Annotated in this window: 10 protein-coding genes; 6 read left to right on the top strand and 4 right to left on the bottom strand. The window is 65.9% G+C overall.

Annotated elements, in window-relative coordinates; translation table 11 throughout:
- The first annotated feature begins 17 nt into the window (after positions 1-17).
- Positions 18-1,313 (top strand): cell division protein PerM, encoded by a 1,296-nt coding sequence (locus ACX80G_RS00595; RefSeq protein WP_459305031.1) that lies wholly within the window; start codon positions 18-20, stop codon positions 1,311-1,313.
- Between the two features lie 100 nt (positions 1,314-1,413).
- Here the strand turns inward: ACX80G_RS00595 and ACX80G_RS00590 are convergent, their stop codons facing one another.
- Positions 1,414-1,848: a hypothetical protein gene (locus tag ACX80G_RS00590; protein WP_459305030.1), complete on the bottom strand. Its 435-nt coding sequence runs from the start codon at positions 1,846-1,848 to the stop codon at positions 1,414-1,416.
- Positions 1,849-1,887: 39 nt separating this feature from the next.
- On the opposite strand from ACX80G_RS00590, the gene purN reads away from it, so the two are divergent.
- Complete coding sequence (gene purN / locus ACX80G_RS00585; protein WP_459305029.1) at positions 1,888-2,457, top strand: phosphoribosylglycinamide formyltransferase; 570 nt, start codon at positions 1,888-1,890, stop codon at positions 2,455-2,457.
- A 1-nt stretch (position 2,458) separates the two neighbouring features.
- Positions 2,459-3,475: a magnesium and cobalt transport protein CorA gene (locus ACX80G_RS00580; RefSeq protein ID WP_459305028.1), complete on the top strand. Its 1,017-nt coding sequence runs from the start codon at positions 2,459-2,461 to the stop codon at positions 3,473-3,475.
- A 4-nt stretch (positions 3,476-3,479) separates the two neighbouring features.
- Here ACX80G_RS00580 and ACX80G_RS00575 read toward each other — a convergent pair whose 3' ends face one another.
- Entirely contained in the window at positions 3,480-6,188 is a 2,709-nt protein-coding gene (locus tag ACX80G_RS00575) for an alpha-amylase family glycosyl hydrolase (protein WP_459305027.1), read from the bottom strand.
- A 67-nt stretch (positions 6,189-6,255) separates the two neighbouring features.
- Positions 6,256-7,614, bottom strand: coding sequence for an MFS transporter (locus ACX80G_RS00570; RefSeq protein ID WP_459305026.1), 1,359 nt, complete (start codon positions 7,612-7,614; stop codon positions 6,256-6,258).
- Positions 7,615-7,724: 110 nt separating this feature from the next.
- Between ACX80G_RS00570 and purH the strand changes: the two genes are divergently transcribed.
- The 3 genes from purH to ACX80G_RS00555 all read left to right on the top strand — a co-directional run bounded on the left by purH (position 7,725) and on the right by ACX80G_RS00555 (position 11,265).
- Complete coding sequence (gene purH, locus ACX80G_RS00565) at positions 7,725-9,338, top strand: bifunctional phosphoribosylaminoimidazolecarboxamide formyltransferase/IMP cyclohydrolase (RefSeq protein WP_459305025.1); 1,614 nt, start codon at positions 7,725-7,727, stop codon at positions 9,336-9,338.
- Between the two features lie 26 nt (positions 9,339-9,364).
- Positions 9,365-9,922 carry a hypothetical protein gene (locus ACX80G_RS00560; RefSeq protein ID WP_459305024.1) on the top strand — a complete coding sequence of 186 codons (558 nt, stop codon included), beginning with the start codon at positions 9,365-9,367 and terminating at the stop codon, positions 9,920-9,922.
- 110 nt (positions 9,923-10,032) lie between these two features.
- The gene (locus tag ACX80G_RS00555; RefSeq protein ID WP_459305023.1) at positions 10,033-11,265 is read left to right on the top strand and encodes an NADP-dependent isocitrate dehydrogenase; all 1,233 of its coding nucleotides are present in this window, start codon (positions 10,033-10,035) and stop codon (positions 11,263-11,265) included.
- A gap of 140 nt (positions 11,266-11,405) precedes the next feature.
- Here ACX80G_RS00555 and ACX80G_RS00550 read toward each other — a convergent pair whose 3' ends face one another.
- Positions 11,406-12,503 carry a Gfo/Idh/MocA family protein gene (locus ACX80G_RS00550; RefSeq protein WP_459305022.1) on the bottom strand — a complete coding sequence of 366 codons (1,098 nt, stop codon included), beginning with the start codon at positions 12,501-12,503 and terminating at the stop codon, positions 11,406-11,408.
- Between the last annotated feature and the right edge of the window lie 43 nt (positions 12,504-12,546).

Here is a 12,546-nt window from a genome sequence, read left to right as displayed (position 1 = left end):
GTGGCACCATTGAGGAGATGAAACTTCCACTCCGTATGCCCGGTCGGCGTGCCCTGCCCATGCCCCTGTGGCTGCAGGGTGTGTTCGAGTTGGCGCAGTCAGCAGTGATCTCCGGGCTGCTGATCCTGGTCCCCCTGGCCGCTGTCTGGGTAGCGGGTGGGTTCGCCGACCGTACGGCCACCGCGATGCTGCACCTGGTTGGGCAGGCTTGGCTCCTGATCCACGGGGTACCCCTTGAAATCGCTTTTTCCGCGGCAGACCCGGACGGGACCGGTGTCACGGGACTCCTCGCCGTCGTGCCGCTGGGGCTCACCCTGATCCCTTTCCTGCTGGCGTGGCGGGCGGGCCGACGCCTTGCCCGGGCGTCGTACTCCGACCAACTGTGGCAGGCACTGCTTGGAGCGCTCGGAATCTACTCGGTGATCGGGGCCGGCGTTGCCTACCTCTCCACCACTGCTGAAGTGACCGTTCCGCTGGCCGGCGGTGCGCTGATCCCACTCGTGTCGGCGGGCCTGGGACTGGTGATTGGTGCCTACCGGGAGGCAGGGGAGTGGAGCCGGTTAATCGGCGTCGAACGCGCCGCCTGGCTCGCGAAGACCAGCCAGCACTCCCGGTGGGCCGGATCCTACGCCTGGTCGGGTGTGCGGGCCGGTTTCGTGGCGCTCACCGTCTCCCTCGGGCTGTCAGCGCTGCTGCTGGCGGTGACGTTCGGGCTGCGGTGGGCGGAGCTGGCGGCCGTCTACCAGCGCCTTGACGCGGGGATTGTCGGTGGGAGCGCCCTGACCCTCGGGCAGCTCGGCTTCCTGCCCAACCTGGTGGTGTGGACCCTCGCCTGGGCATCCGGCACCGGCTTCGCGCTCGGCTCCGGCAGCGCTATTACCCCGCTGACCACCAGTGCTGGCCCGTTGCCTGCCCTGCCGGTCCTTGCCGCGGTGCCGCCGGGCACCCTCGAATACGGGTTGGCGGCGCTCGCCATTCCCGTCCTTGCGGGTCTGCTGGCCGGCTGGTGGTTCTTCAGGGAAGGCGAGAATCACTTCGACGAGTGGCTGGAAATCAAGATGGAGGCGCGGTGGTTCACTGCCAGCATCTCCACCCTGGCAGCCGCAGTGCTGATCGGCGTCACCGCCGGTGTGGCGGCAGGGGTGCTCGCGTGGGTGTCCCGCGCGTCGCTGGGCCTCGGGCGGCTGGTGGATCTGGGACCCAACCCGGCGTGGGTGGCACTCCTGATTGCCGCTGAGGTGGCGGTCGGCGCCGTCATCGGCTACGCGGCGGGCCCGCTGCTGGAGCGGGAAGGCCGCCAAAACAGTGGCTGACCCGCAAACGAGTGGCTGACCCGCAAACAAGTGGTGGGGCAACCGCTCAGGTGCGGGGCCGCTACTCAGGTGCGGGGCCGCCACTTTCCTGCGGCAGAATCTAGGAGCCCGGGAGGAGCCCGCCAAGGTTCATCAGGTCATCCTGGCACGCACTCTGCGCCGCGTTGGTGAGCGCCGTGCTCATGCAGTCCTCGTAGTCGGCGGTGACCGGCCACAACGCCACCTGGGCGCCGGTTCCGACGACCAGGAATGCCGTTGCTACCAGCCCGATCACCGTGGTGACACGCAGCATCCCCGGGAGTTTGTCCCGCACCGCCCGCACCAGGGCGAAAATCCCGAGTACCAGAGCGGCCAGACCGAAAACCAGGCCAAAGACCTTCCACGGCAAGGGGAGCGTGCCGGTCAGGATGGCACCGAGCATCGCCAGCAGGAACCACCTGAAGTAGGTCCGCGTCCTGGCCAGCTCTTTTTCCCCGGGCGACCCGGGGCCGGGCGTGGCGGGAGCTGGCTTGGCGGGGCGGGGGCTCTCGTTCATGGTTTAACCCTAGGGTAGAGCGCAGCCTATGGTTGACCCATGCGCATCGTAGTCCTGGTTTCCGGCACCGGATCCAACCTTCAGGCGGTCATCGACGCCGTGAACACCGGCACCCTTGACCTCACCATCGCCGCCGTCGGAGCCGACCGCCCGGACACCTACGGGGTGGAGCGCTCCACCGCTGCCGGGATCGACGGGTTTGTGGTGGACTTCAGGTCCTTCGACCGGCGCGCCGACTGGAACGCGGCTTTGACGGAGAAGGTCGCGTCCTATGCACCGGACTACGTGGTGTCCTCGGGGTTCATGCGGATTGTCGACCAGGGCTTCCTCGACGCCTTCCCCCACCGCTACCTGAACACGCATCCCGCCCTGCTGCCCAGCTTCCCCGGTGCCCACGGGGTGCGGGACGCCCTGGCTTACGGAGTCAAGGTGACCGGGTGCACGGTGATGATCGCAGACGCCGGCGTCGACACTGGGCCCATCCTTGCGCAGGCCGCCGTCGAGGTGCTCGACGACGACACCGAGGCGTCCCTCCACGAACGCATCAAGGTGAAGGAGCGGACCCTGCTCATCCAGACCCTCCGCCGACTCAGCCAGGAACAGGGCTGATATGGCACTCATCGACAACGCCGTCTACGTCGATGGCAAGAGAGAACCAAACCCGGATTCCCTCGACGATACCTTCGAAATCATGCGCGCCAGCGGTGGTATGGCATGGATCGGCCTATACCGACCGGACGACGAGGAGCTCACCACGGTCGCCGACGAGTTTTCCCTCCACCACCTAGCGGTTGAAGACGCCCTGAAGGGTCATCAGCGGTCCAAACTGGAACGCTACGGGTCAACCCTGTTTGTGGTGCTGCGCCCGGCGCGCTACCTCGACGATGAGGAGAAAGTGGAGTTTGGGGAGCTCCACGTGTTCATTGGCGAGGATTTTGTGGTCACCGTCAGGCACGCCGAATCACCCAACCTGGGAAGGGTCCGCAACCGGCTGGAGGAGAGCCCCGAACTGCTTTCGCTGGGGCCGGCCGCGGTGCTCTACGCCATCCTCGACGAGGTGGTGGACGAGTATGAGCCGGTGGTGAACGGGCTCGAGAACGACATCGACGAGATCGAAAACGAGCTCTTCGGCGGCGACCCGGGGGTCTCCCGGCGTATCTACGATCTGCACCGCGAGGTGATCGAGTTCCAGCGGGCCACCCAGCCGCTGCAATTCATGGTGGAGAATCTTCAGCGCGGTTCCGAGAAGTACCATCTTGACCCTGAGGTGAACCGTCGGTTGGGTGACGTGCTGGACCATGTGATCCGGCTGATTGAACAGGTGAACACGTTCCGCACCCTGCTGCAGAACGCCCTCACCGTTCACTCGACACTCGTTGCCCAACGCCAGAATGAGGAGATGACACGGTTGACCGAGACGTCCCTGGCACAGAATGAGGAGGTCAAACGGATCTCCTCCTGGGCCGCGATTCTCTTCGCCCCCACCTTGGTGGCCGCCATCTACGGCATGAACTTCGACGTGATGCCAGAATTGCACTGGGCCTTCGGCTACCCGTTCGCCCTGGTGCTGATGGCAGCCACAGGTGTCGGCCTCTACCTGGCGTTCAAGCGGAACCGCTGGTTGTAGCGCGCTATCCGGTGGTCACCAGCTTGGTCGCGTGGTCGTAGGTGAATGTCACAGCCCCACCCGGATGGTCGAGCACGATGTTGTTGCCGCCCCTGACACCGCCGGCGCCATAATTTTCGTCCCAGCTGCGGTTCAGCGCCGCCTTGAATTGGTACGATCCGGCCGGAAGATCGGCGACCGCCAGTTTCCACAGGGAATCCGCCGGATCCAGGCTGAGCTGCGCCTCAGCACAGTCCGGTAGCCAGTCGCCGTCGCACCCCAGTGCGGCATTGAAGCTACCCGGAACCGAGACAGCCTCCGGTGGAGCGACCTGCGCCGGACCGACCGTCACGGTTCTGATGTCGCTGGCTACCCCGTCGAGCAGCGCCCGGTACCTGAGTTCGGTGCCGTCGGGGAGTTCCTGGGCGGAGAGGTCATCCACCGCCGTGTAGGCGGGGGACGAATCATCCGAGCCCAGCGGCAGCCAGTCGCCGCCGACGCTGCGCTCAAAGTCGACCACGTGGGACGGCTTCTCGGGATCGACTACCGCGCTGAGGCGTACCTCGCCCTGTACGTTGCTGCCCTCGGCGGGCGACGTGATGGTCACCTTCGGAGCGGGGACTACCGCGGTACGGGTCGAGCTGGCAGCGGTGTGCCCGCCGTTGTCCAGCACCGCGGCCCGGTACTGCACGTCGGTGCCCGGCTCCAGTGCGCTGGTGTCGTGGAACACCCGGTACGGGGCATTGTCGTCGGTACCGATCGGTGTCCACCCCCCGTTTGCCGTCCGCGCCTCAAAGCTCACCTGATAGAACGAGGATCCCTCGACGTCAACTCCCACTTCCATCCGGCCGTTGTCATCAGCGGCCGGCACCGGCTCGCGCAAGGTGACGGCGGGCGCCTCGTCGGAGCGGGGAATCCGCCCGGAAGACTGATAGACCACCGTGGACAGCGCGGGTACCTCAACGGTCAGGGTGCCGGTCCCCGAGCTCTTCACCTTCCGGTCCGCATTGCCGTATACCTTCTGGAATGATTTACCGGCGACATAGGTGGGGATCTGCGCGGTTTGCGGCTCGGTGCTGTTGTTCAGCGCCACCACGTACTCGCGCTGACGTTTCGCGTCGATCCGTGAGAACGCGTAGATACCCTGGCCCTCCGCTGCGTAACGGTTCTGGTGGGCGCCGTCGCGCAGCGCCGGGTGCTTCTCGGTGATCGCGGCGAGTTCGCTGATCTTCCGGTACAGCGGATGTCCGGTAGCGAAGTTGTCGGTGGCGTGCGTCGCGTCGGTTCCCAGCAGGTCGTCGTCCAGGTAGTCCGGCACCTGGCTGGCGAACAGGGTCTGCCGTGCGTCCTGGTCACCGCCCGGACCGGTGAAGCCCTGTTCATCCCCGTAGTAGATCACCGGGTTGCCCCGGGAAAAATACATCAGTTCGTGGGCGAGCTCACTGCGGTCGAGCCACTGCGCGTCCCCGGCGTCGGGGTTGTCGGCGGTGATGAAGCTGCCGATCCTGCCCATGTCGTGGTTGCCCAGGAAGGTGGGCAATGAGTAGGCGTTCGAGTCGGCGTCGGTGTACCAGTCGTCCCCGACGAAGAACTCACCGAGCGCCGAGGCGTCAGTTCCCCGTGACGCGAAATTCCGCGCCGCTTCCTGGAACGGGAAGTCCAGCACCGACTGCATCTTGTTGCGGGTGGTGAACTGGGAGGTGAAGCTCTTGGTGGTGTCGAACACCTCGCCGAACATGAAGAACTCGTCCTTGCCCTCGTCCTTGGCGAATTGCAGGACATCGGGGCCGAACTCCTGCCAGAACTCGTCGTTGACGTGCTTCATGGTGTCGATCCGGAAGCCGTCGACGCCGAAGTCAGCAATCCACGTCTGGTAGATCTCCTTCATCCCGTCCACCACCGTGGGGTGTTCGGTGAAGAGGTCGTCGAGGCCGAAGAAATCCCCGTAGAAGGAATCCTCCCCGGCAAAGGTGGTGTCGCCGCGGTTGTGATAGAGCGCCGGGTCGTTGAGCCAGGCCGGAACCTTGAGCGTCTCCTCGCCCGGTTCGAGAACCGGGCTGTACGGGAACGACGACGCCGGGTCCAGCTCGGGAAAGGTCCCGGTGCCAGCGAAGTCCCGGTCATCGAAGGTGTCACCGTCGGCCGTGGTGTAGGGCGCCGCATCCTTGGAGACGTAGGGCATCCGGGCGCCCTCTTCATAGCCGATCACGTCAGCGGTGTGGTTGGTGATGATGTCGAAATACACCTTCATGCCACGGCTGTGTGCTTCGTCGATGAGCGCTTTGAGGTCGTCGTTGCTGCCGAGATGCGGGTCGATCTGGGTGAAATCGGTAATCCAGTACCCGTGATAGCCCGCCGAGTTGTCCTCGGGCTGGACCGCCTTGTTCTTGAAACTCGGAGTCAGCCAGATGGACGTGGTGCCGAGGCCTTCGATGTAGTCGATCTGATCGAGCAGACCGGCGAGGTCGCCGCCGTTGTAAAAGCCCTTCCGGGTGGGATCGAAGCCGGACACCATCGGATCGGAGCCGAGTCCGCCGTCGTCGTTGGCTACCTCCCCGTTGGCGAAGCGGTCCGCCATCACGAAATAGAAGTTCTCGTCGGTCACGGGCCCGCGCACCGAGTTCAGGCCCCGGGGGGAGTCTGGATCGGCGGTCCTGGCCTGGGTGGGGGCGGCGGCAGTACCCGCGGCAAGGAGAGTGGCGAGGGCGACGGCGGTGGCGCGGCGGGCGAACATATAAACCTCCGGGTTGACTGATCCTCATTTCAGCGTGGTGCACGTCACACCCGGTGTCAATGCCTGCCTAGCCGTCTGTCAACGCCCTGCCGCGTGTCTCCGGCGCGTTGAACGCCATCCACACCACCGCCACCAGCACCAGCAGCCCGGTCGCAGCGAAGGTGAGCGGCAGTCCCAACACGGGCCAGAGCAGCGAACCGAAGATCAGCGGCACCAGCCCTGCCCCGACGCGGGACACTGTTGACGCCCAGCCGAACCCTGAGGCACGGAGCTCGGTGGGGTAGAGCTCCGATACGTACGTGTACAGCACCGGGATGGCGACCTGGATCAGGAACCCGAACAGCAGCAGCCAGGCTGTCGCGACGGCGGGTAGCTCGACTGTCAGGGCGAAGATCACCAGCACGACGGCGGACAGCGGGCCCGAGACGGCGAGGACCCATTTGCGGCCCACCCGCTCCACGAGCAGCGCAGCAGCGACGACGCCGAAGAAACCTACGGCTGTCATCCCGGCGGTGGTGAGGAAGGCAACCGACTGTTTGTAGCCTGCCTGCACTAGAATCTGGGGCATCCAGGTCAGGGCGCCGTAGTAGACCAGGAGGATGCTCAGGAAGAGACCCCACGCGGCAAGGGTGATCCGCCAGTCGAACCGCCACAGCGCGGGAAGCTGCCCGGAGATTGAGCCGATGGACAGTTTCGGCGCTTCGGCGGGGGTGGGAAGCCGCCACGGTGTGCGGGCGGCACCGGTGCGGTCCACCAGATCGTTGATGACCGCCTCCGCCTCGGCCCGTCGGCCTTTCTGGACCAGGAACAGCGGGGACTCGGGCACCGAGCGGCGGACCCAGAACACCAGCAGAGCGGGCAGCACCATGACGAGCATCAGGTAACGCCAGTCGCCGAAGGCAGTCATCAGCAGAGCCGAGACCACCCCGCACAGGGCAGCCCCGATCGGCCACCAGGCGTCCATCGCGGTGAGCACGCGGCCCCGGTGTTTACGCGGCGTGAACTCACCGACCAGGGCGTAGTCCACCGGGATGCAGCCGCCCAGCCCGAACCCGGCCATGAACCTGAAGACGCAGAACCAGATGAAGTCGGGAGAAAATGCACCCAGGACGGTGAAGATGGAGAAGATCAGCAGGGTGAGCGTGAACGCCCGCTTCCGGCCGATGATGTCGGCTATGGACCCCCACGCGAACGCGCCGATGGCCATGCCGATCAGGTTGGACGTCGCCACCCACGCAGCTTCGCCCGGCGCGAGGTCCCAGTAGTCCGACAGCAGAGGGATCAGATACCCGTTGAGGGTCACATCCCAGGCATCGAACATGAAGCCGAGGCCGCCGATGAGGAAAATCTTCCCCTGCACCCTCCAGCGCCACGGCAATTCCTGCACCACCTGGTCTCCGGTGGGTACTTCGGTTTCGGTGCTCACGGGGACACTGTACCGCCGGAGCATCGGGGTCGACGAGAGCTGGGGGCAGTAGGCCCCGTGACCTAGACTAAAAGCGATCCCACCCGCAGCGAAAATCCTGGAGCCACCGCGTGAGCCTGAACCATCTTGACCAAGTTCCCATCCGCCGGGCACTGATCTCGGTGTACGACAAGACGGGGTTGGAGGAGTTGGCCAGGGGGCTGCACCGCGCCGGCGTCAGCATCGTCTCCACCGGGTCCACAGCCAAGCGCATCGCCGCCGCGGGAGTCCCCGTGACCGAGGTGTCCGAGCTGACCGGCTTCCAGGAATGCCTCGATGGCCGGGTCAAGACACTGCACCCGATGGTGCACGCCGGAATCCTGGCGGACCGCCGCCGCGAGGACCACGTCGAGCAGCTCCGCCAGCTCGAGGTGGAGCCCTTCGATCTCGTGGTGGTAAACCTTTATCCCTTCGTCGACACGGTGAAGTCCGGGGCTGGCGAGGACGACGTCGTCGAGCAGATCGACATCGGCGGGCCCGCCATGGTGCGCTCGGCGGCGAAGAACCACCCCTCGGTGGCTATTGTGGTGGACCCGGCGCGGTACGGCGACGTGGTGGCCGCCGCCGACGCCGGTGGGTTCGACCTCAGCGCACGACGCCGGTTGGCTGCGCTCGCGTTCTCCCACACCGCCGCCTATGACAACTCGGTGGCCGCCTGGACCGCCTCCCAGTTCGGGGACGGCACCACCGACGGCGACTCCTGGCCCGCCTACGCCGGTATCGCCCTGGAACGTTCCGAGGTGCTGCGCTACGGCGAAAATCCGCATCAGGACGCCGCCCTGTACGTGGAGAAGGGCGCCACCCCGGGCATCGCCCAGGCTGACCAGCTGCACGGCAAAGCCATGAGCTACAACAACTACGTAGACGCGGACGCCGCCCTGCGCGCTGCCTTCGACTTCGACCAGCCCGCGGTCGCCATCATCAAACACGCCAACCCGTGTGGTGTGGCGGTCGGCGCAACCGACACCGACGACCCGATCGCTGACGCGTACGCCAAGGCGCACGCCTGCGACCCGGTGTCGGCTTTTGGCGGCGTCATCGCCGCCAACCGGACCGTCACCGCCGCCATGGCCACCGCAGTGAAGGACGTTTTCACTGAGGTGGTCATCGCCCCCGACTTCGCCCCCGAAGCCGTCACCATCCTGTCCGCCAAAAAGAACATCCGCCTGCTGACCCTGCCTGAGGGGTACCGGCGGGACCCGGCGGAGATCCGGCAGGTATCCGGTGGAGTGCTGGTGCAGCTGGCCGACACGGTGAAGGCCGACGGCGATGCACCGGAAACCTGGACCCTCGCCGCGGGACCCGCCGCCGATGAGCGCACCCTCGCCGACCTCGCGTTCGCCTGGACCGCTTGCCGGGCCGCTAAATCCAACGCCATCCTCCTCGCTGACGGTGGGGCGGCCGTGGGGGTCGGCATGGGCCAGGTCAACCGGGTCGATTCCTGCAGGCTCGCCGTCGAACGGGCGAATACCCTGGCCGGCGACGGGGTCAACCGCTCACGAGGCGCGGTGGCGGCGTCGGACGCGTTTTTCCCCTTCGCTGATGGCCTGCAGATCCTGCTCGACGCCGGCGTGCGCGCCGTGGTGCAGCCGGGCGGGTCAGTGCGGGACCAGGAGGTGGTCGACGCGGCGACTGCGGCAGGCGTTACCATGTATTTCACCGGCACCCGGCACTTCTTCCACTAGCCGGCATAACAGAGACGGCGGGGCCCATGGAGATCGCATCGATTCTCACCCTTGCGGCAGGGATGGCGCTGATCGGTTCGGCTTTCGCGCGCGGAGTGTCGCCGGGAACCCGGATGATCTCCGCCTTCCTCGGTCTGGCTGTGGTGCTGTTCGCCGTCTTGACGTTGTTCCTGGGCGCCACGCCGGGAGTGTTCCTGTGGATTATTGCCGGCGTGTTTGCCGTCAGGAACTTCCGCGCCGCGAGCCGGCACCAGAAGAAGGTGGACGCCGGGCTGGACCCGGTGCGCCACCCCAATCTGGCGGATCTGCGTCCGCTCAACCTGCCCGCCTGGGCGCCGCAGGTCCCCGGAATGACCCGACCCGGGACTCACGGACTGCCCGCCGCGCTCACCCCAAAAGCCTTTCGTGGTCAGGCGGCGTCTTACCCGACCGCCGGTCAGGCACCCGGCCACAATCCGGCGCCCGATACCCGCGGGCTGCGGCCCGCCCCTGCCACCGACCGGTGGGGAAAAGCAATCGCACCCGGCGCCATGATGGACCGCTGGGGAAATATTGTTCGAGCCGAAGGGCTGCCCCCCATTTAGGGCACCAATAGTGGCCTGTGGCATAGTTGGGCAGGATAAAACCAGTACAAATCGCGGGCCGAGCCGCGTCCATCACAATGGCCGCCGGCCCACCATCGCAAGGAGACCGTGTGACTGACGCGCCTGCAACGAAAATCAAGGTTCAGGGTTCGGTTGTCGAACTCGACGGCGACGAGATGACCCGGATTATCTGGCAGTTCATCAAGGACCGCCTGATCAACCCGTACCTGGATATCGACCTCAAGTACTACGACCTCTCCATCCAGAACCGCGACGCCACCGATGACCAGGTGACCATCGACGCCGCGAACGCCATCAAGGAGCACGGTGTGGGCGTCAAGTGCGCCACCATCACCCCCGATGAGGCACGCGTCGAAGAGTTCGGCCTGAAGAAAATGTGGGTTTCGCCCAACGGCACCATCCGCAACATCCTGGGCGGCGTGGTCTTCCGCGAACCGATCATCATCTCCAACATTCCGCGTCTGGTGCCGGGCTGGAACAAGCCCATCATCATCGGCCGCCACGCCCACGGCGACCAGTACAAGTCCACCAACTTCAAGGTGCCGGGTCCCGGCAAGGTCACCATGATGTTCGAGCCCGCCGATGGCTCCGAGCCGATGAAGTTCGACGTCGTCACCATGCCTGAAGAGGGCGGCGTGGCCATGGGCATGTACAACTTCAACGAGTCGATCCGTGACTTCGCCCGGGCGTCCTTCGCCTACGGCCTGCAGCGCCAGTACCCGGTGTACCTCTCCACGAAGAACACCATCCTGAAGGCCTACGACGGCCAGTTCAAGGATCTCTTCCAGGAAATCTTCGACGCCGAATTCAAGGACCAGTTCGAGGCTGCCGGCCTCACCTACGAGCACCGCCTGATCGACGACATGGTGGCCTCCGCCATGAAGTGGGAGGGCGGCTACGTCTGGGCCTGCAAGAACTATGACGGCGACGTCCAGTCCGACACGGTCGCCCAGGGCTTCGGCTCGCTGGGTCTGATGACCTCGGTGCTAATGACCCCGGACGGCAAGACCGTCGAAGCCGAGGCAGCTCACGGCACCGTGACCCGTCACTTCCGCCAGCACCAGCAGGGCAAGCCCACGTCCACGAACCCGATCGCGTCGATCTTCGCGTGGACCCGTGGGCTGATGCATCGCGGCAAGCTGGACAACACCCCCGAGGTCATTACCTTCGCTGAGACCCTCGAGGATGTGGTCATCAAGACCGTCGAGGCCGGTCACATGACCAAGGACCTCGCGGCTCTCGTCGGCCCGGACCAGGCGTACCAGACCACCGAGGACTTCCTTGCGACCCTCGATGACAACCTGAAGGCACGCCTGAGCTAGTACTTGCTCGGACAGGCACGCTTGAATAGACACGTTTGAATAGACACAGAGAGACCCGGCGGAAATCCGCCGGGTCTCTCTGGTTTCAGGGTCGGCTGCGTCTGTGCCCCGCTGCTTCTCATGCCCGCCGTATCTCGGAGCTACTCCCCGTCGCCGTCCCCGTCGTTGGCGTAGCGCAGCCCCAGCTGGTCCCGGACTCCGTCGAGGAGCCGCATGGTGTTCAACGTGTCGGCCCACGGCATGGTGGGGCTCTCCGTGAGTCCCTGCTGGATGCAGCGGGTGGTTTCGCGCAGCTCATAGACGTAGCCGCGGCCGGCCTGCTCAAAGGTTTCCACCCGTTGCTCGCCCTGATGCGGCTGAATGGTCAGCTCCCGCGGGTTGTGCAGTACCGACCCGGTCCGCAACCAGCCGGCCGAACCTGACACGGTCGCCTGGCCGGGGCCGGAGGACACCAACGACGACGTCAGCTGGGCCTGCGCACCGTTCCGGTAGGTGAGGGTGAGCCCGTTCTGGGTGTCGATGCCGTCGTCGTTCAGGACAGCGGTCGCCGTCACCGCTGAGGGGAAGCCGAGCGCGCCGAGCGCCCAGGTCAGCGGGTAGACGGTGAGGTCGAGCAGTGCTCCGCCGCCGGCGGCCGGGTCCCACAGCCGGTGGTCGCGCCCGTGGTCGGAGGGGAAGCCAAGATCGGCCTGGACCCACTGGATGTCGCCGAGCTCTCCGGAGTGGATGATTTCCCAGGCCCGGTTGACGCTCGGCAGGAAGCGGCTCCAGAGGGCTTCCATGAGGAAGAGGTTGCTGGCGCGGGCCAGGTCGATCAGCTCCGCGGCCTCCCGCGCGTTGACAGTGAACGCCTTCTCGCACAGGACGTGCTTTCCCGACTCGAGGGCGGCCTTGGCCACCTCGTAGTGCTGGGCGTGGGGCGTCGCGATGTAGGCGACGTCGACGTCGGGATCGTTGAAGAGGTGCTGGTACCCGGTGACGCCGTCGGCGTCGTGGTAGCTCGACACGAAACCGAACTGCTTGGCGAAGGCCTGGGCTGACGCCTGGGACCGGGAGCTGACCGCCTGCAGGACGCTGTCTTCCAGCCCCGCAAGATCATGCGTGACATTGCTGGCAATGCGCCCGGTGGCGACGACTCCCCAGCGGAGCGGTTCGCCGGTGGCTGCGAACGGATCGGCGGCGCCGGGTGCGGCGCAGGGCGGTTGGGGGATCTGCCGGGCAGGTTGGAGGGAGTTCATCGTTCTATCTTTGCCTGCCTGCCGGCAAAAAAGTAGCCCGGCC

The sequence above is a fragment of the Arthrobacter glycogeni genome, assembly GCF_054510815.1.
This window is presented reverse-complemented; position numbering and strand designations above follow the sequence as displayed.